The sequence below is a fragment of the Arsenophonus symbiont of Ornithomya chloropus genome, from assembly GCF_964026495.1.
Classification (GTDB): Bacteria; Pseudomonadota; Gammaproteobacteria; order Enterobacterales; family Enterobacteriaceae; genus Arsenophonus.
Genome location: NZ_OZ032148.1, coordinates 75717 through 94779 on the forward strand (window position 1 = coordinate 75717; position 19063 = coordinate 94779).

General features: G+C 23.0%; 10 protein-coding genes and 2 pseudogenes. 6 read left to right on the forward strand and 6 right to left on the reverse strand.

What is annotated here, in order from left to right; genetic code table 11:
* Positions 1–104 precede the first annotated feature (104 nt).
* The 5 genes and pseudogenes from cyoE to cyoA form a co-directional block, all read right to left on the reverse strand.
* Positions 105–995 carry a heme o synthase gene (gene cyoE, locus ABNS14_RS00390; RefSeq protein WP_348666405.1) on the reverse strand — a complete coding sequence of 297 codons (891 nt, stop codon included), beginning with the start codon at positions 993–995 and terminating at the stop codon, positions 105–107.
* A gap of 8 nt (positions 996–1003) precedes the next feature.
* The gene (cyoD, locus tag ABNS14_RS00395) at positions 1004–1339 is read right to left on the reverse strand and encodes a cytochrome o ubiquinol oxidase subunit IV (protein ID WP_348666406.1); all 336 of its coding nucleotides are present in this window, start codon (positions 1337–1339) and stop codon (positions 1004–1006) included.
* Positions 1336–1950 (reverse strand): cytochrome o ubiquinol oxidase subunit III, encoded by a 615-nt coding sequence (gene cyoC, locus ABNS14_RS00400; RefSeq protein WP_348666407.1) that lies wholly within the window; start codon positions 1948–1950, stop codon positions 1336–1338. The genes cyoD and cyoC overlap by 4 nt, the downstream gene beginning before the upstream one ends.
* A pseudogene (cyoB, locus tag ABNS14_RS00405) lies at positions 1919–3929 on the reverse strand (cytochrome o ubiquinol oxidase subunit I). The gene cyoC and the pseudogene cyoB overlap by 32 nt, the downstream one beginning before the upstream one ends.
* 13 nt (positions 3930–3942) lie before the next feature.
* Positions 3943–4869: a ubiquinol oxidase subunit II gene (gene cyoA / locus ABNS14_RS00410; protein WP_348666408.1), complete on the reverse strand. Its 927-nt coding sequence runs from the start codon at positions 4867–4869 to the stop codon at positions 3943–3945.
* Positions 4870–5857: 988 nt separating this feature from the next.
* On the opposite strand from cyoA, the gene ABNS14_RS00415 reads away from it, so the two are divergent.
* The 5 genes from ABNS14_RS00415 to ppiD all read left to right on the forward strand — a co-directional run bounded on the left by ABNS14_RS00415 (position 5858) and on the right by ppiD (position 14871).
* Entirely contained in the window at positions 5858–6085 is a 228-nt protein-coding gene (locus ABNS14_RS00415) for a BolA/IbaG family iron-sulfur metabolism protein (protein ID WP_348666409.1), read from the forward strand.
* A gap of 1974 nt (positions 6086–8059) precedes the next feature.
* On the forward strand, positions 8060–8683 hold the full coding sequence (gene clpP, locus ABNS14_RS00420; protein WP_348666410.1) for an ATP-dependent Clp endopeptidase proteolytic subunit ClpP: 624 nt from the start codon (positions 8060–8062) through the stop codon (positions 8681–8683).
* A 117-nt stretch (positions 8684–8800) separates the two neighbouring features.
* Positions 8801–10087, forward strand: coding sequence for an ATP-dependent protease ATP-binding subunit ClpX (gene clpX, locus ABNS14_RS00425; protein ID WP_348666411.1), 1287 nt, complete (start codon positions 8801–8803; stop codon positions 10085–10087).
* 201 nt (positions 10088–10288) lie between these two features.
* A complete protein-coding gene (lon, locus tag ABNS14_RS00430; RefSeq protein ID WP_348666412.1) occupies positions 10289–12628 on the forward strand; it encodes an endopeptidase La in 2340 nt (779 codons plus the stop codon).
* A 362-nt stretch (positions 12629–12990) separates the two neighbouring features.
* Complete coding sequence (gene ppiD / locus ABNS14_RS00435; protein WP_348666413.1) at positions 12991–14871, forward strand: peptidylprolyl isomerase; 1881 nt, start codon at positions 12991–12993, stop codon at positions 14869–14871.
* 501 nt (positions 14872–15372) lie between these two features.
* Here ppiD and ABNS14_RS00440 read toward each other — a convergent pair.
* Entirely contained in the window at positions 15373–15576 is a 204-nt protein-coding gene (locus ABNS14_RS00440) for an HHA domain-containing protein (RefSeq protein ID WP_348666414.1), read from the reverse strand.
* A gap of 1716 nt (positions 15577–17292) precedes the next feature.
* Between ABNS14_RS00440 and dnaX the strand changes: the two are divergent.
* Positions 17293–18369 (forward strand): annotated as a pseudogene (gene dnaX / locus ABNS14_RS00445) (DNA polymerase III subunit gamma/tau); the annotation flags it as partial.
* Between the last annotated feature and the right edge of the window lie 694 nt (positions 18370–19063).

Consider the following 19063-nt stretch of genomic DNA (forward strand, 5'->3'; position numbering starts at 1 on the left):
AATATACTTTTAAAAGTATTATTAGATATAAAAAATGATTGTTGTTGATAGAATAATATAACTTTTTAAAATATATAATTCATTTTTAATATTTTCTATGAAAATCATAATATGATATTGATAAGTATTGGTTTAATAGAAACACTATGGTCGATAGACATCATAATACTAAGAAATGTAATAGCTATGAGAGAAAAAATGAATATTTTTCGTGCCCATAGTTTGTTATTATGATTTTTTTTGAAACCAGATATAGAAATTTTTAGCCAATATAGACTAATTATAGTAGAAACTATAAGGTATTTGTATCCAGTGTAACCAGTAATAGTTAGCATTGTAGTTGCTATTATAAAAGCTGTAATATATAAAAAAATATGATTTTTTGTTATATGAATGTCTTTAATAACAGGTAATATCGGAATATTTGCATTTTTGTAGTCTTGAAGGTGAAAAATAGCGATTGCATAAAAATGTGGCATTTGCCATAAACTAAAAATTAACAATAAAATTAAAGCAGCTAAATCACATTTATTCGAAACAGCACAATAACCGATAACTGGTGGTGTAGCACCAGATAAACTCCCTATTATGGTTCCATATAAAGAATTGCGTTTCATATATAGACTATAAATAAAAACGTAAATTATGAAACCTATTATGCTAAAAACGACTGATAAAATATTAGTATTAATATATAATAATATTATGCCAGAAATTCCTAGTATAGAAGCATAAATTAAATATTTTTTTATGTTTATTATTTTTTTAGTGAAAAGACGATTTTTTGTTCTTTCCATTATTTTATCAATATCTCTATCAATATAGTTATTAAAAACACATGCGGAAGCAACAATTAATGATACGCCTAGTAATGTATTGATAAATAAAAAATAATTTATGTTTCCTTTAGATGCTAGTAAAAATCCACCAATAACAGAAATCAAATTACCTAAAATAATTCCTGGTTTAATAACTTGTAAATATTCTTTTAACATATCAGATTTTAATCTAGTAACATATTTATATTTAAATTATACATGATCCATATAGAACCTGTTACTATAATAATAATTACTAATATAGTAAATAGTAAAGATATTATATTCCAATTATTATTTGATGTAGTATGTATATGTAAAAAATAAATAAGATGTATTAAAATTTGACTGATTCCTGTAATAATAATAGTTAAAACAATATTATTATGAGATGTAGTATTGTTTATAACCATTAAAAATGGGATAATTGTTAAAATTATGGATAATATAAAACCGATAAGATATGTTTTAATACTGCTTTGCTTGCCTTTTAAACATTCTATGAATGAAATATTATTCATTTTATTACTCCAAATAAATATACGAAACTAAATATAAAAATCCAAATAATATCCAAAAAATGCCAAAAAAGACTTAAGCAATGTAAACGTGTTTGATTAATTATAGTTAGTCCACGATATGAAATATGAATCAACATTATAATAATCCATATTAAACCAAAACTGATATGAATCCCGTGTGTGCTAATTAATGTAAAGAAAGCAGATAAAAAAGCACTTTTATTAGGTCCATAACCCTGCGAAATTAATGTATGAAATTCATAAAGTTCCATATTTATAAAATATGAACCTAATAAAAAAGTAATAACCAACCATAATTTGACGTAATTTATCTTTTTTTTATGCATAGAAAATATTGTAAATGCATAAGTGAGACTGCTAGATAATAAAAGTAAAGTTTCTTTTAGTACAAAATCAATTTTAAAAATTTCTTTTCCTGTTGGTCCCTCTGCAACATTATTAACTAAAACAAAATATGTAGCAAAAAGACAGGCAAACAAAATTAGATCACTCATTAAATAAATCCAAAAACCAAATATTTTTGTTTCACTATTATAATTTTCATGATTTTTATTGATATTAAATTTCTTGTTGATTAAGTTTATTGACATTATTAAGACCTATTTTTTATTTTGTTATAATAAAAATTTTCAATTTGCCTGATTTTATTTCCAGGAATATAATAAGCAATGTTTTCGTCAAATGTTTTAGCAATCCAAGTTAGTATAATACCAGTAAATCCAATTATCGCTAAATACCAAATATGCCATACCATAGCAAAACCTAAAATTAAAGAAAATATTAAGATAATGAAACCTATAGAAGTATTTTTTGGCATATGAATTGATTTATATATTTTTGGTTTTTTATAAGCAAGACCTTTTTCTTTTGTATCCCACCAAGCATCACGTGTATTAATTTTTGGTATTATGGCGAAATTATAAAAAGGTGCAGGAGATGATATTGCCCATTCTAGAGTACGTCCATTCCATGGGTCTCCAGTAAAATCACAATTTTTTTTACGATCAAAAATGCTGGTAATGATTTGGATGATTTGGCATAATATTCCTATACCAATCAGTGTAGTTCCAATAACAGCTATTATAAGCATGAATTGATATTGTGGATCAATATTTTGACTTAATCTACGAGTCATCCCCATAAATCCTAGTATATAAAGTGGCATGAACCCAATAAAGAAACCAGTAATCCATAACCAAAAAGCACGCATCCCCCATTTTTCATTTAATTTAAAACCAAATGCTTTTGGAAACCAATATGTTATGCCGGCAAAACAACCAAAGATAACCCCACCAATAATTACATTATGAAAATGAGCAATCAAAAATAAACTGTTATGTAAAATAAAATTTATACCTGGAACAGCTAATAATACTCCAGTCATTCCACCAATAGAAAATGTGATTATAAAACTAATAGTCCATAACATTGGTGTTGTGTATTGAATTCGCCCATGATACATGGTAAATAACCAATTAAATATTTTAACCCCAGTTGGAATGGCAATAATCATAGTAGCTATACCAAAAAATGCATTAACATTTGCACCTGAACCCATAGTAAAAAAATGGTGTAACCATACTATAAATGACATTATAGTAATAACAATTGTAGCCCATACAAGCGATGTATAACCGAATAAACGTTTTTTACAGAATGTTGCTGTCACTTCAGAAAATATTCCAAAAGCAGGTAATATTAATATGTAAACTTCTGGATGACCCCAAGCCCAAATTAGATTAACATACATCATCATATTTCCACCAAAATCATTAGTAAAAAAGTGAGTATCTAAGTATCGATCTAATGTTAAAAGTCCAATTGTAACTGTTAAAATAGGAAATGCTGCAATAATTAATACGTTGGTACAAAGTGCAGTCCAGGTAAAAACTGGCATTTTCATCATTGTCATGCCAGGAGCGCGCATACGTATAATTGTTGTAAAAAAATTGATTCCAGTAAGTGTGGTTCCAATTCCAGATATTTGTAAACTCCATATCCAATAATCTACTCCAACTCCAGGATTATATTCTTTTCCGGATAATGGAGGGTATGCTAACCAACCTGTTTGGGCAAATTCACCTATTCCTAATGATAAATTAATTAATATTACACCAACAATAAATAACCAAAAGCTGATAGAATTTAGAGATGGAAATGCTACATCTCGAGCACCAATTTGTAATGGTACTATTAAGTTTATTAATCCTATAACAAAAGGTGTTGCCATAAAGAAAATCATTATTACACCATGAGCAGTAAAAATTTGATCATAATGATGTGGTGTTAAAAATCCATTTTCACCAGATGAAACCAGTGCTTGTTGGGTCCGCATCATGATTGCATCTGCAAAACCACGAAGTAGCATTATCATTGCAGTAATAATGTACATTATGCCAATTTTTTTATGATCTACGGTGGTTAACCATTCATTCCAAAGCCATTTCCATTTTCCATAATAGGTTATAATTCCTAAGATAGTAAAACCAGTTAATAATACAAAAATTAAAGTTATTATAATTATTGGTTCATGGAAAGGAATTGCATCAATTGTTAATTTACCGAACATATTATTTATTCCTTTATTTATTTTTCTGTTTTTTCTGTAAAGAATGCTGTTTAGAATTTATGATTTGATGAGTATTCTGAATGTGATGTGTATGTCCAAATTTTGATATAATATCTTCGTATAAATTTGCTTTTACATTAGAAAAGTAAGTAACATCTACATTGTAGCTCGGTTTTGCTAATTCATTAAATTGAGATATGCTATTTATATTTTTTTTTGATTTTTTGACTTTTTCAATCCATTTTTCAAAACTTTTTTTATTAATAGTTGTAATAACATTAAATTTCATATCTGAAAATCCATGACCACTATAACTAGATGAAAATCCTTTATAGATTCCAGGTTTATTAGCTATTAGGTGTAATTTGCTTTGCATGCCTGCCATGGCATAAATTTGACTACCTAAAGCAGGAATAAAAAAAGAATTCATTACTGAAGCTGATGTTACTTTAAAGTTGATTGGTACATTTATAGGAAAAGCGATTTCATTAATAGTAGCTATATTTTTTTCTGGATAAATAAATATCCATTTCCAATCGCTAGCGATTACTTGAATAGTAATAGGATTTTTTTTGTTTATGAGTGGTTTATAAGGATCTAATTTATGAGTAGTTTTCCATGTAATAATTGCGAGAATAAAAATAATAAAAATAGGAATTGTCCAACAAAATAATTCAATTTTATGTGATTTGTCCCAATTTGGTCGATAAGTTGCGTATTTGTTATTTTCACGATATTTTATTGCAAAAAAAATAGTCATAAAAATTACTGGAATGACAATAATTAGCATTAAAGTAACTGATGTTATTATGAGTTTTTTTTGTTCAACGCTGATTGCTCCTTTTGGATCCATTAATGTTATACTGCATCCAGTAAGTATAGAGAAAACAGTAATCAATGAGATAATTTTGATGCTTTTTTTATATTTTATAACTCTCATTTAGTCACTCCAATCTTAGAAATCATGCTAATTTATTTTTTGTTTGTTTTTTAGATATAATCGTTGATTTTACCATTAATTTCATAATATTCAGAGAATATATAAACAATATATAATTAAATACAATTAATTTAAAAATATTCGACTAAATCATTTTTATGTTTGATAAATATATTTTTTTGTATATTTGATATTAATTTTGAAAGTATATAAATATAAAATTTTTAAAAAATTTAATACAGTAATTAATTTATTTTTTGTTAAAAATATTATATATTATCTTGATTATAAAATAAATTATCTAGAGTTAAAATTTTTTAAAAATACTATTTATTTGTATAAATATAAATTTTGATTAGAAATTGATCATTATATTTTTGAATACATATCACATATGAAAAAGAATGTTATTTTTTAATCGTTTTTGATATTTTAATTTTAAAAATATTTTAAATAAATGATATTAAATATAATTTTTTATATTATTTTTATTAATATTTAATACAAAAAATATAAAGTGATTATGTATATAAGATATCTGGTAAGATATGTTGAAAATAAATATAAAAGAGATATAAATACAATAAGCATAGAAAATATATCTTTTTTTATGTTTTATTTTTATTTTGTATTTTTTATATTTTAGTTTGGTTGTTATTTTTTATTGAATTGGTTATTATTTCTTATTAAAATTTTGTTATGTTATATATTTTTTATATTTTTTCGAAAAGTATTAAATTTTTTCTATTGAAAAAAATATATTTTGATGTTTATATTTTTTGCATTAATAAATTTGATTTGATTAATAAGTATTAATATGATATAGATATTTTAGAATATATAAATTTTATTAAAATAAAAGTATTAATTAAAAATGTTAATAAATTATATGAATAATATTTCTAATATTGATAATATGTCTATAAAAATTAAAAAAAAACTTACAAATTTTTTTTTGCCTCTGTATTTAATAGTTAAAAATGAGAGTATGAAACATAATTTTTCAAAAAATATGGCAACTCATTTTAAAATTATTTTAGTTACGGAAAAATTTATTCAAAAAAATCTTTTACAGCGTCATAGAACTGTATATCTTGTTTTAGAAGAAGAATTATCTAATGGCGTTCATGCATTGGGACTACATACTTATACGCCAATTGAATGGAAAAAATATCAGAATGTAAATTTTTTTTCACCAACTTGTTTAAAAAGATAAGTTCAATTATTTACACGTTTTTTATATGATTTGTATATATTTTTTAATGCATTAAAAATAATACATGCTATTTTGCAAAATAGCATTTTATGCTGGTAATCATTTTTTTGTAAGTTTTTGTTCATTTTGTTAATTATTGTAATAATAAATTTATTAAAATACTAGCAATTTTATAAAAATTAATTAATTGATATATAATATCAAATCGTATTTATTTCTTTGAGTAATAAAAATATTTTTGTTGTGCAAGCTTTAATAAACTTTGAAAATTGTACATAATAGATTAGATGTTTTTTCGAATTAAAAATGCGTATTCAAGTATTATTTAATTAATTTCATATCATTAATTTTAAAAGAAAAATTAGCTGTTTATATTTGTTTTTTAAAATAAAAAATTTGCTTTATTTTTTTTGAAAAATGTAATGTTTACACAAAGTTTTAACGAAATTTTATTTGATAAAAATAAAAATAATGTTTTTAATATCAATATATTTTTTTAATATATCAGTCAGATTTTTGATTATAAAAAACTAAAATAGCTATATTAGCAATTTTTTAAAAAATTGATTCAAACTTCTATTTTTATTTTTTTTAAAAAAGTTTATATAAAAAAATTGTGAAAAAATATGAAATATAAACTTTTTTATAAAAAGTATATTAAAAAGAATTATAGGTGTATTTTTTTTATAAAAAATAAATAAAAAATACCATCTATAACGATTAATGATACAATTAATATATTATTGTAGATCAAGAAAATTTTTAATGAAAATAATTTTTTGTGATAAAAATTAATATTTCAAAAAAGTTATGATTAAAATTATTAAAATTATTATAAGATTTAATTAAAATTATTAATATAAAAATATTTTTAAGTTTTTATAATAAATTAGACATAAATCATTAAAATTTAAAAATGTGATTAATATTTAGTTAGAATTAGATTAACGAGTTATTAAATAATTTTAAATAGACTTTGAAGAGAGTAGTGATGATTATTAAGGTAATGATTTTTGAAAATACCAGGTTTTGGTAAAATAAGTTATTTTTAAATTGACTATTATTTTAAGTCATAAAAGTAAGTTAATACAAATAGTTATATAAAAATTAGTGTTCTTAATATTTTTAAATAATCGATATTACGATTTTTTAAAAAATAAAAATGATATTTTAAAAAAACATATTTTGATTTAAATTTTTTGGTTTATATAGATCAAAGGTTTCTATAAAAAATATATAAATATAGTTCCTTGTAATAATAAAATTATTAATAAATAAAAGTAAATACAAATAATACTAAAAAGTTTTTTATTATTTTTGACTAATGATTAATTTTAAGATTATTTAATATAAGAAGATTAATTTGTTTGTTAAATAAAAATATTATTTTTATGATTTAATACTAATGAATAGATTTAATACTAATCAATATAAAATATTTTCATAAAAAATATAATATATATTACAAACAAGTTTATAATTATAAATTTTTGAATAATTCATTTAATAAATTCATATATCATTAAAAGAAAAGGAAGATCTGAAAAATATTTTTTATCAAAATTTTAAATCAATATTTTTTGTGATTAAGAAATGAATTATGTGGGTTATAAAAATGAATAATTAATAAAAAATCATAAAATTAAAGCAAATGAAATTTTAACTTTTTTCAGATCAATTTTTGTAAAAATAATCATAAAGATTAATTGGTTACTAATATATAATATTTTTGATAAATTTTTATTTTAACAAGAGAAAAGAAAATTTCTTTTCTTTGAAATAATTAATTATTAAAAAAATCTTACATGATTACTTATATTTTTTTATTTTCATTATTCATGATTGGTATATTATTATCTTTATGAGATCTTTATGAGATCTTTATGAGATAAGGTTGTTTTTTTGATTTTTATTGTTACTTAAAAAGTATTTAATTGTTTTTATTATAAAGTAATTAATAATGTGGAGATAAACATGTCATATCATAATAAAAATCAATTTTTTGAAAATATGGCATCATTATTGCCAATGGTTATTGAACAAACTTCACGTGGTGAACGTTCTTATGATATTTATTCAAGATTATTAAAAGAAAGAATTATTTTTTTAACAGGAATGCTTGAAGAATATATGGCGAATTTAGTAGTTGCCCAAATGCTTTTTTTAGAAGCAGAAAACTCTGATAAAGATATATATCTTTATATTAATTCACCTGGTGGAGTTATTACTGCTGGTATGTCAATTTATGATACTATGCAATTTATTAAACCTGATGTTAGTACACTTTGTATGGGACAAGCATGTTCGATGGGTGCATTTTTGTTAGCTGCTGGTACTAAAGGGAAACGTTATTGTTTACCTAATGCACGTATTATGATACATCAACCGTTAGGAGGATTTCAAGGGCAAGCTTCTGATATTGCAATTCATGCTGCAGAAATTTTGACTATTAAATCACGAATTAATAAATTAATGGCTAGACATACAGGTAAAAAAATTAAAGATATTGAAAATGATACTGAAAGAGATCGATTTTTATCTGCAGAAGAAGCAGTAATTTATGGTTTGATAGATAAAATTTACATTAATCGTATGTAATTAATTGGTACTAATGTATGGTATATTTGATATGATTATGAAGAATTATGCTAATAATTCTTATGGTATAGATTTTAAATCTGACTTTAATAATTTTTAAAAGTGAGGTTATTTTAAATGACCGATAAACAAAAAGAAAGTTCAAAAAAATTACTTTACTGTTCTTTTTGTAACAAAAATCAGGATGAAGTGCGTAAATTAATTGCTGGTCCGTCAGTTTATATTTGTAATGAATGTGTGCAGTTATGTAATGATATTCTTGTAGAAGAAATTAAAGAAATTTCGCTCAATAATACATTTGGCGAATTGCCTACACCACATAAAATTTATCATCATCTTGATAATTATGTTATTGGTCAATCAAATGCTAAAAAAGTATTAGCTGTAGCAGTTTATAATCATTATAAACGATTAGGCAATATATTTAATAAAAAATTTAATTCTGATGTAGAATTAAGTAAAAGTAATGTTTTGCTTATTGGACCAACAGGTAGTGGTAAAACTTTACTAGCCGAAACTTTAGCACGTTATTTAAATGTACCATTTTCTATGGCTGATGCGACAACATTAACAGAAGCTGGATATGTTGGGGAGGATGTTGAAAACATTATTCAAAAACTTTTGCAAAAATGTGATTTAAATATAGAGAAAGCACAACGTGGTATAATATATATTGATGAAATTGATAAGATATCTCGTAAATCTGATAATCCATCTATCACACGAGATGTTTCAGGCGAGGGAGTGCAACAGGCCTTGCTTAAGCTTATTGAAGGTACGATTGCTGCAGTGCCTCCTCAAGGAGGACGAAAACATCCACAGCAAGAATATTTGCAAATTGATACATCTAAAATTCTTTTTATTTGTGGAGGAGCTTTTTCAGGTCTTGATAAAATAATTGCTCACCGGTTAAATATACATTCAGGTATTGGTTTTTCTGCTGAAGTAAACAGTAAGTCAGATGATAAGTTAATAAAAAGTAGGTTACTTTCTCAAGTAGAACCAGAAGATTTGATTAAGTTTGGTTTAATTCCTGAGTTTGTTGGTCGGTTACCTGTTATAACTACTTTCCATGAATTAAATGAAGAAATGTTAGTTAAAATATTAACAAAACCAAAAAATGCATTAATTAAGCAATATCAAGCACTTTTTGAAATGGAAGGTGTAAATCTTGAATTTGATAAAAAAGCATTACAAGTAATTGCCAAGAAAGCCATGGCTAAAAAAACAGGAGCACGTGGTTTACGTTCTATTATAGAAATAATTTTATTAGAAACAATGTATAATTTACCTTCAATGAAAAATGTAGAAAAAATATTAATTGATGAAATGGTAATATCAGGGGAATCAAAACCTTCTTTAATTTATACTCAAAGAGATATACAAGCATTAGGTGAAAAATAAAGCGAAATATTTTTTAGTGAGAATTATATAACATAAAATGCTTTGATATTTTAAGATTTTTATCTTGATGATATATTTAATAAATAAAATTATTATATGTTACAATTTTATCTCATAATAACTATATATTTAAAATTAGGTTTTTAAAAATTTTTATAAAAACCTTGAAATTGGTATAAGCTAAACGGAAGAGGAAAGCTTATGAATCTTGAGCGTCGTGAACGCATTGAAATTCCTGTATTACCTCTGCGTGATGTTGTGGTTTATCCACATATGGTGATTCCTTTATTTGTTGGTCGAAAAAAATCAATTCATTGTCTTGAAGCTGCTATGGAGCATAGTAAAGAAGTAATGTTAGTAGCTCAAAAAAAAGCGTCTACTGATGAACCAAATATTAATGATTTGTTTTATGTAGGAACAGTTGCATCTATTTTACAAATGTTAAAATTACCTGATGGTACTGTAAAAGTCTTAGTAGAAGGTTTACGTCGTGCGGAAATTACAAAACTAACAGATAATGGAGAATATTTTATTGCTGAAGCAGAGTATTTTAATAATCCTATTTTGGATGAAAAAGAACAAGAAGTGCTAAATCGTACAACAATTAATCAGTTTGAAGGTTATGTTAAATTAAATAAAAAAATTCCTCCTGAAGTATTAACTTCATTACATACAATCGAACAGTCAGATAAATTAGCTGATACCATAGCTTCCCATATGCCACTGAAATTAACAAATAAACAACGTGTTTTAGAAATGATTGATGTTGTGGAACGTCTTGAATATTTAATGGCAATGATGGAGTCTGAAATTGATATTTTACAGGTTGAAAAACGTATTCGTAATCGTGTAAAAAAACAAATGGAAAAAAGTCAACGAGAATACTATTTAAATGAGCAAATGAAAGCTATTCAAAAAGAATTAGGTGAAATGGAAGATTCACAAGATGAATATGAAATGTTTAAACAAAAAATTAAAGATGTTAAAATGCCAAAAGAAGCACGCAAAAAAGCAGAGGGAGAATTACAAAAATTAAAAATGATGTCACCTATGTCTGCTGAAGCAACAGTATTGCGTAGTTATATTGATTGGATGGTACAAGTACCATGGAATACGCGTAGTAAAGTAAAAAAAGATTTAATAAAAGCTCAAGAAACTTTAGATAGTGATCATTATGGTTTAGAACGTGTTAAAGAACGTATTTTAGAATATTTAGCTGTACAAACTCGTATTAGTAAAATAAAAGGTACCATTTTATGTTTGGTAGGGCCTCCTGGTGTTGGTAAAACATCGCTAGGTCAATCTATTTCTAAAGCTACAGGAAGAAAATATATTCGTATGGCATTAGGTGGGGTGCGTGATGAGGCAGAGATTCGAGGACATCGACGCACTTATATTGGATCTATGCCTGGAAAACTTATCCAAAAAATGGCAAAAATTGGTGTTAAAAATCCTTTGTTTTTGTTAGATGAGATAGATAAAATGTCTTCGGATATGAGAGGTGATCCAGCATCGGCGTTACTAGAAGTTCTTGATCCAGAACAAAATATTGCTTTTAATGATCATTATTTAGAAGTAGATTATGATCTTTCTGATGTAATGTTTGTTGCCACCTCAAATTCTATGAATATCCCAGCACCTTTATTAGATCGTATGGAAGTTATTCGTCTTTCTGGTTATACTGAAGATGAAAAATTGAAAATTGCAAGAAAATATTTATTACCTAAACAAATTAAACGTAATGCTTTAAAAAGAAATGAATTAAGAATTGATGATAGTGCAATTATGGGTATAATTCGCTATTATACTCGTGAGTCTGGCGTACGTGGTTTGGAACGAGAAATTTCTAAATTATGTCGTAAAGCAGTAAAGGCATTATTAATAAATAATTCATTGAAAAATATAGTTATTCAAGATAATAATTTAAAAGATTATCTTGGTGTGCGTAAAGTAGATTACGGTCGTGCAGATACTGAAAATCGCATTGGTCAAGTAACCGGTTTAGCTTGGACAGAAGTTGGTGGTGATTTATTAACTATTGAAACTGTTTGTGTACCTGGTAAAGGGAAATTAACTTATACTGGTTCTTTAGGAGAAGTTATGCAAGAATCTATTCAAACAGCATTAACTGTAGTGCGAGCTAGAGCAGATAAATTAGGAATAAATATTAATTTTTATGAAAAACGAGATATACATGTACACGTACCAGAAGGTGCTACTCCAAAAGATGGACCTAGTGCTGGTATTGCAATGTGTACGGCACTAGTATCTTGTTTAACTAGTAACCCTGTCAGGGCAGATGTTGCAATGACAGGTGAAATAACATTAAGAGGATTAATATTACCTATTGGTGGTTTAAAAGAAAAGTTATTGGCAGCTCATCGTGGTGGCATAAAAATCGTGCTTATTCCAGATGAAAATCGTCGTGATTTGGAAGAAATACCACACAATATTATTGAAGATTTAAAAATTTATCCAGTAAAAACCATCGAAGAGATTTTTTCAATTGCTTTTCAAAACCCACCTTTTGATATGGTATAACAGTAGTTAAAAATATTTATTTATAATGCATTTATTTGTTAATCTGCAGTATTTTTTATAATAAATATTAATAGTTTGTATCTCTTATCTTTTTTTTATGTTTTAGTAATGATTTTTATAAATAATTTTCATACATTAATAAGAGTATTTATATAGAATTGATATAAATTTTTATATTATTGATTGTGATGTTTTGTTATAAATTAGATTTAAATATAGTATCAAAAATTTTGGTAATATTTTTGATAAGATATCCAAATTATTATGTTGGTTTTTTTGTTAAATAGATAACGTTTTAATTTGGTTAAGTATATTTTTTAAAATTTTATAATTAGTCCATAAATATGGAGATTAGCATATTAATGTTGGATAAATTACGTGTGATGGCAAATAGTTTTTTTTTAAAAATAATATTTATAATTATTGTTGTATCTTTTCTCTTTACTGGTATGGGTAACTATTTAATAAGTAATGCAAATAATTATGTTGCAAAAGTTAATGGTTCAATTATTACTTCATTGCAATTGCAAAGATTGCTGGAACAAGAAAAGACGGTATTAAAGGAAAGGTTAGGTGATCGTTTTTATAAAATCATTAATAATGAAAAAGAAATGACAATATTACGTCATCAAGCATTAGAACGTTTAATTGCAATTACCTTATTAAATCAATATTCCAATGATTTAGGACTAACTATTAGTAATAATGAAATTCAAAAGAACATATATAATATGGCTATATTTCAGACAGATAATCAGTTTGATTATAAGAAATATAAAGCTTTTTTATTAGAAAATAATATTAATTCTGATGATCTTGCTAAAGAAATACGGAAAAAAATATTAAATAAGCAAGTCTATAAAATGTATGTCAATGATGAGTTTGTATTACCTCAAGAAATTGAAATGTATACTAAATTACTTTTAGAAAAAAGAGAAATAAAAAAAGCAATATTATCAACAGATAAATATGAATTAAAGCAATCTGTTACAGATAAAGAATTACAAGATTATTATGATACACATCACCAACAATTTTTGATTCCTGAAGAAGTAAAAATCAGTTATGTTAAATTAGATATAGCTTTGCAAAACATTCCTCTAGATGACATTAAAGATAATGAACTACAAAGATATTATGAAAAAAATATTTCTGATTTCACAGAACCAGAAAAAAGACATTATAGTATGATTCAGTTAATAACAGAAAAAGAAGCAGATGCAGTTAGTAAGGCTTTATCTAAAGGTTTTGATTTTAATAAATTATTTGATAAAAAATCTACAGATAAATTCAGTATAAAAAATTATGGTTCTATTGGCTGGATTCCAGTAGGTTTAACACCTATTGAAATCATTAATGCTAATTTGATCAATAAAGGACAAATTTCAGAAATAATTAAATTAGGAAAATATTACACAATAATTCGTCTTGACGATATAAAACCTAAAATAGTGAAATCCTTTGATTTAGTAAAAAATCAAATTAAAGAAATATTAAAAAACAAAAAAATGATTGATTCATTTCATGTGTTGCAAGAAATTGCAAAAAATGCAGCAATGAATGATAATGAATCTTTACATGAAGTCGAAAAAGTTACAGGCGTTAAGGCAATAAAAACAGATTGGTTTAATCGTAATAATCTTCCTGCTGCGATCAAATTTAAAAAAATTGCTGATGCAATTTTTGATGGAGATTTATTACGTAAAGATAAAATAATAGGTGTTAATTCTGGAATTATTAATATTGATAATAATAATGTTTTTATTATTAGAATTGAAGATTATAAACCAGAAGAACTAAAAAAAATTAATTTAGTCAAGCAATCAATAATTAAATTAGTAAAACGGAAAAAAGCTATGAAATTAATGGAAGAAGAAATTAAAAAAATACTTATTGTTTTGAATAATGGTGATGATAATGGTGAAGTTTCTTTGAAAAAAATAGGTATCGTTTTCGGGAAATCAAAGATTTTTGATCGTTTTAAGCAGGATGATCAGTTAACTGAGGAAATTTTTAACATAGAATTCAATAATCAAAAAAATAAACCAAAATTTTTTTTACTAAAAGATAAAGATAATTTTGTAATTATTAAATTAATTAAATGTATTTACAGTCAACCAAAAAATAATGAATTTGAACTTTTTTCAGAGCATTATAAATACATATTTGGTAACACGATGATGGAATCACTTATATCAAATTTACGTAAGAAAGCTAAGATACATTTTGGAAAAGTTCAGTAATTTATAATTTTGTTATCAATAAATAATTCATAAAGAATATTATTGTATGATTTTTGTGAATTTTATAGATCTTCAATTAATAGAATGATTCTCTATCATTTATGTTTATAAAAATTTTGTAATTAATTGATATCCATAAATTGTATGAAATAGTTATTAAAATAATTCTAAATTATTAATTGGTAAATAATTTTATTAAAAATAGCCATATAATTTATTAGTGTTATTTTTTATTTTATTTTTTATAAAATAACCCATAATTTTTTTGTTTTTATAAATTTGTTTTAGATAATTGAATAATTTTTTTTAAAGGAGTAATTTGATTTTTAAATTTAACTTATAAACAAAAAATAACTTTTGTTAAAAAAAATAATTTAAAATTTAACTAATATTTTTTTTGCAAAAAAATATTAGTTACCAATACTTCTAGGCAATAAAAATTGGCAATAAAATCTGAATGTCATAAAATATTTTTATTAAAAAATATCTGCAAGAAAAATTTTATCTTACATATTTCCAAACTGATGAAGGAATTTTGTCATATAATTTATTCATCGTAAGTTCTGCTAATCTATGATCTGCAGCAGAATAAAATAACTCTAGTTCATCTTCTGATAATTCGTATTTGTTTTTTTCAATTACTCGTTCTAATGTTTCTATAGTTGTACATTTTCTTAAACGTAATAGATAGTCCATTTTAGTCATAATGCTCTTTCTTTAAAGTCATGTATATAAAAAGTATATAAGAGAGATATATAAAAATATGAATGTTATTATTTTTTATGTTAAGTGTTACTTTTTAAAAAATATTTGTTATCATTATTTTTTTTTGTAAAAAATTAACGAGATTAAATATTTTTTAATTTTTTTAGAAATAACATTAGATAGCCTATATCTTTATTTAAATATTTGTCAATAAAAATAAAGATTTTTTGATTATCATGAGTTTAGAATTAATAAAAAAATAATTTTTTAATAATTTAAAAAATCAAATTATTCTTTTTAAGAATTTAAATATTCATAATATAAATTATGAATATTTAATATTCTGATGCAATTTATATTTTTAATTTTAAAAGAAAATCTAGTATATGAAATTTTGCACGAATATTATATAATAATAATTATTTTTTGTTTTTGATTTGTGAATATATAAATTTTTTATAAAAATATTTTATTTAATTTTCTTAAAGTTATCTCTAAGAAAGAATTTTTATATCTCATTTTCTAATATGTTTTTATTTTTGATTTTTGCATCTTAAAAATTTAATCTTCATTAAGATTAAATAAAAAGTTTTTATGTAGTTTTTTTATTTAATTATTTTTTTAAGAAATTTTTAAGAATGTTATTTCTTAAAAAACTAAATTTAATAACGTATTAATAATCAAATATTATATACTTTTATTATAATATATTTTAATTATTTTTGCTAGTAATTTTTTAATAATTTTTGACTTAGAGAGTTATTAATAATCAATATTAAGAGATAGGTTTAAGAAATATAGAATTAAATAAAATATTTTATAATCAGCTTGCTTATAGTAGAAAATCAATATATGATTTTTTTAAATATGCTGTAGAAATAATTCTAAAGTTAGAAAATAATATTCGTTATTATAATAAATATTATAAATATTTGTTATTTGTAATGCATGATTATGATTAAAATCTATTAGAATTTTGATGTAATTTTGATACTATTTTTTATATTAAGTAATTATTAGGTAATATTTTTTATTTTTTCTATTTTTTTTCCGTGTTTTTAATTTTTATTAATATTATGTTTATATTCAATATATTTAATTATTTTTAGTAATATCATGAAATATTTTTTAAAATAAAATCATAAATTTTAAAAAACTATTTTAAATATATATTTTAATTATTTAATTTATTTTTTATAGATCTAATATCTCATAAAATTAATTAATGCTGTTTTTTCAATTATATATTTATGATGTAAAAAAAATAGTAAAAATTCTTAACATTAAGAACTTTATTTCATAAAAATTTCATATAACTTAATGATAAGTTTTTACTTATTTGATAAAAAATAAATAATCAAATATTTTAAAATAAATTGTTTAATTTTATAAAAAATTATATTTATCAAGAATTTTTTAAATGTATCCAAAAATAGTAATTTATATTTATTTTATAAAGAATATAATAAACATTAAGAAATACATTTATATATGATAAAATATCTATTTTATAGAAAAATTTTTGAAAAAAATATTTAAAAGGATATATAAAAACAATATTTTGTAATTTAATGAATATATAGAATATTTGTTTTTAAATGTTTTTTTATAAAGAGTAATGTATTGATATAATTTATTTTTAAATTAACAAAAACAAAGTTATTATAATACCATATACTATACTTTAAATATGATCTTTATTTTAAAAACGACGATATGACTTACCAAGTACTTGCAAGAAAATGGCGTCCACAAACATTTATTGATGTTATTGGGCAAAAACATGTTTTAACTGCTTTAGAAAATAGTTTACAAAACAATCGTCTTCATCATGCTTATTTGTTTTCTGGAATGCATGGTGTGGGAAAAACAACCATTGCGCGTCTTTTTGCTAAAGGGTTAAATTGTGTATTAGGAATTACTAATAATCCTTGTGGTCAATGTGTTAATTGTCTTGAAATAGCTTGTGGTCGATTTATTGATTTTATTGAAATTGATGCTGCTTCACGTACAAAAGTTGAGGATACACGTGATTTATTAGATAATGTTCAATATTTACCAACACGTGGTCGATTTAAAGTATATTTAATAGATGAAGTACATATGCTTTCACGTCATAGTTTTAATGCTTTGTTAAATATTTTAGAAGAACCACCAAAACATGTAAAATTTTTATTAGCAACAACAGATACACATAAATTACCAATAACAGTCTTATCACGTTGCTTACAATTTCATTTAATATCATTAGATATTGATCAAATTACTAATCAAATTGAACGCATCTTAATTGCCGAAAAAATATCAAGCGATCATTGTGCCTGTGAATTAATTGCAAGAGCTGCAGAAGGAAGCTTGCGTGATGCGTTAACTTTAACTGATCAAGCGATTGCAATGGGTAAAGGTATTATATCGAAAGAATTAGTTATGAAAATGTTAGGAACATTAGATGATGAACAACCATTAACTATTATTGAATCAATTTTTTACAAAAATTCTCAAAAAATGTTGGATTTAGTAGAAGATCTTGCTTTACGTGGAACAGATTGGGATTGTGTATTTGTTAGATTATTATCCCTCTTGCATCGTATTGCTATGATTCAGTTAGTAACGTTAGATATAGAAGAAATTAAATCTTCAGTAGAAGAACGTTTATGTTTTTTAGCTCGTTCTATTAAACCCATAGATTTACAGTTTTATTATCGTACTTTATTAATTGGACGTAAAGAAATGCAATATGCGCCAGAAAAACGCATTGGAGTTGAAATGGCTCTATTGAGGTTATTGATATTTCAAAATACACATTTTAGTAAAAATTAAAGGATAAGTTTTATTGTAGGTAAATCATTTTTAAAATTATAAAATGACTATTTTAATGCATTGTTCATGAAATATAATTATATTAAAAATGCAAAATTGCTGTAAATAATTAAAGCAATAAAAAATGATATTTTTTATATTATTTTTTATTGTAATTTAGTTTACAATTATTTGATTTTACTAAAAGTATTATAAAATTCATATTTTATAAAATTTTGTATTTTTTAATAAAATGATATGGTATCTTAAGTGTAAGGTTTAATTTATTAAAATTTATTAATATTTTAAAGAGCACTTACATTATATAATTATTAATAAAAAAAATTTCATATTTTTGTTTTTTTAAAAAAAAGTTTATAATATAGTGAATGCTTATTTATAATTTATGATTATCATTTAAAAATGATGTTAACATAAAAAATTTACATTTTTTTAAAATTTTTTCTGTTAATTATATAAAAACTGATCAAGTAAATAAAAACAAGATTTTTTATTTGAATCAAAATTTTTATTTAAATCAAAATTAAAAATAATAAAAGTTTTTGAAAATATTAATTTTTTATTAACAATAATATATTTTTAAATGATTTTGATAGTTTAATAATTTTTAGATTTAGTTATTTTATCAATTTATTAATAGAATATGATATAAAAATATTAAGATATT

Excerpts from the sequence above, each read along its gene's own strand:
- cyoE (WP_348666405.1), bottom strand. The coding sequence starts at position 995 with ATGTTAAAAGAATATTTACAAGTTATTAAACCAGGAATTATTTTAGGT.
- cyoD (WP_348666406.1), bottom strand. The coding sequence starts at position 1,339 with ATGAATAATATTTCATTCATAGAATGTTTAAAAGGCAAGCAAAGCAGT.
- cyoC (WP_348666407.1), bottom strand. The coding sequence starts at position 1,950 with ATGTCAATAAACTTAATCAACAAGAAATTTAATATCAATAAAAATCAT.
- cyoA (WP_348666408.1), bottom strand. The coding sequence starts at position 4,869 with ATGAGAGTTATAAAATATAAAAAAAGCATCAAAATTATCTCATTGATT.
- ABNS14_RS00415 (WP_348666409.1), top strand. The coding sequence starts at position 5,858 with ATGAAACATAATTTTTCAAAAAATATGGCAACTCATTTTAAAATTATT.
- clpP (WP_348666410.1), top strand. The coding sequence starts at position 8,060 with ATGTCATATCATAATAAAAATCAATTTTTTGAAAATATGGCATCATTA.
- clpX (WP_348666411.1), top strand. The coding sequence starts at position 8,801 with ATGACCGATAAACAAAAAGAAAGTTCAAAAAAATTACTTTACTGTTCT.
- lon (WP_348666412.1), top strand. The coding sequence starts at position 10,289 with ATGAATCTTGAGCGTCGTGAACGCATTGAAATTCCTGTATTACCTCTG.
- ppiD (WP_348666413.1), top strand. The coding sequence starts at position 12,991 with ATGTTGGATAAATTACGTGTGATGGCAAATAGTTTTTTTTTAAAAATA.
- ABNS14_RS00440 (WP_348666414.1), bottom strand. The coding sequence starts at position 15,576 with ATGACTAAAATGGACTATCTATTACGTTTAAGAAAATGTACAACTATA.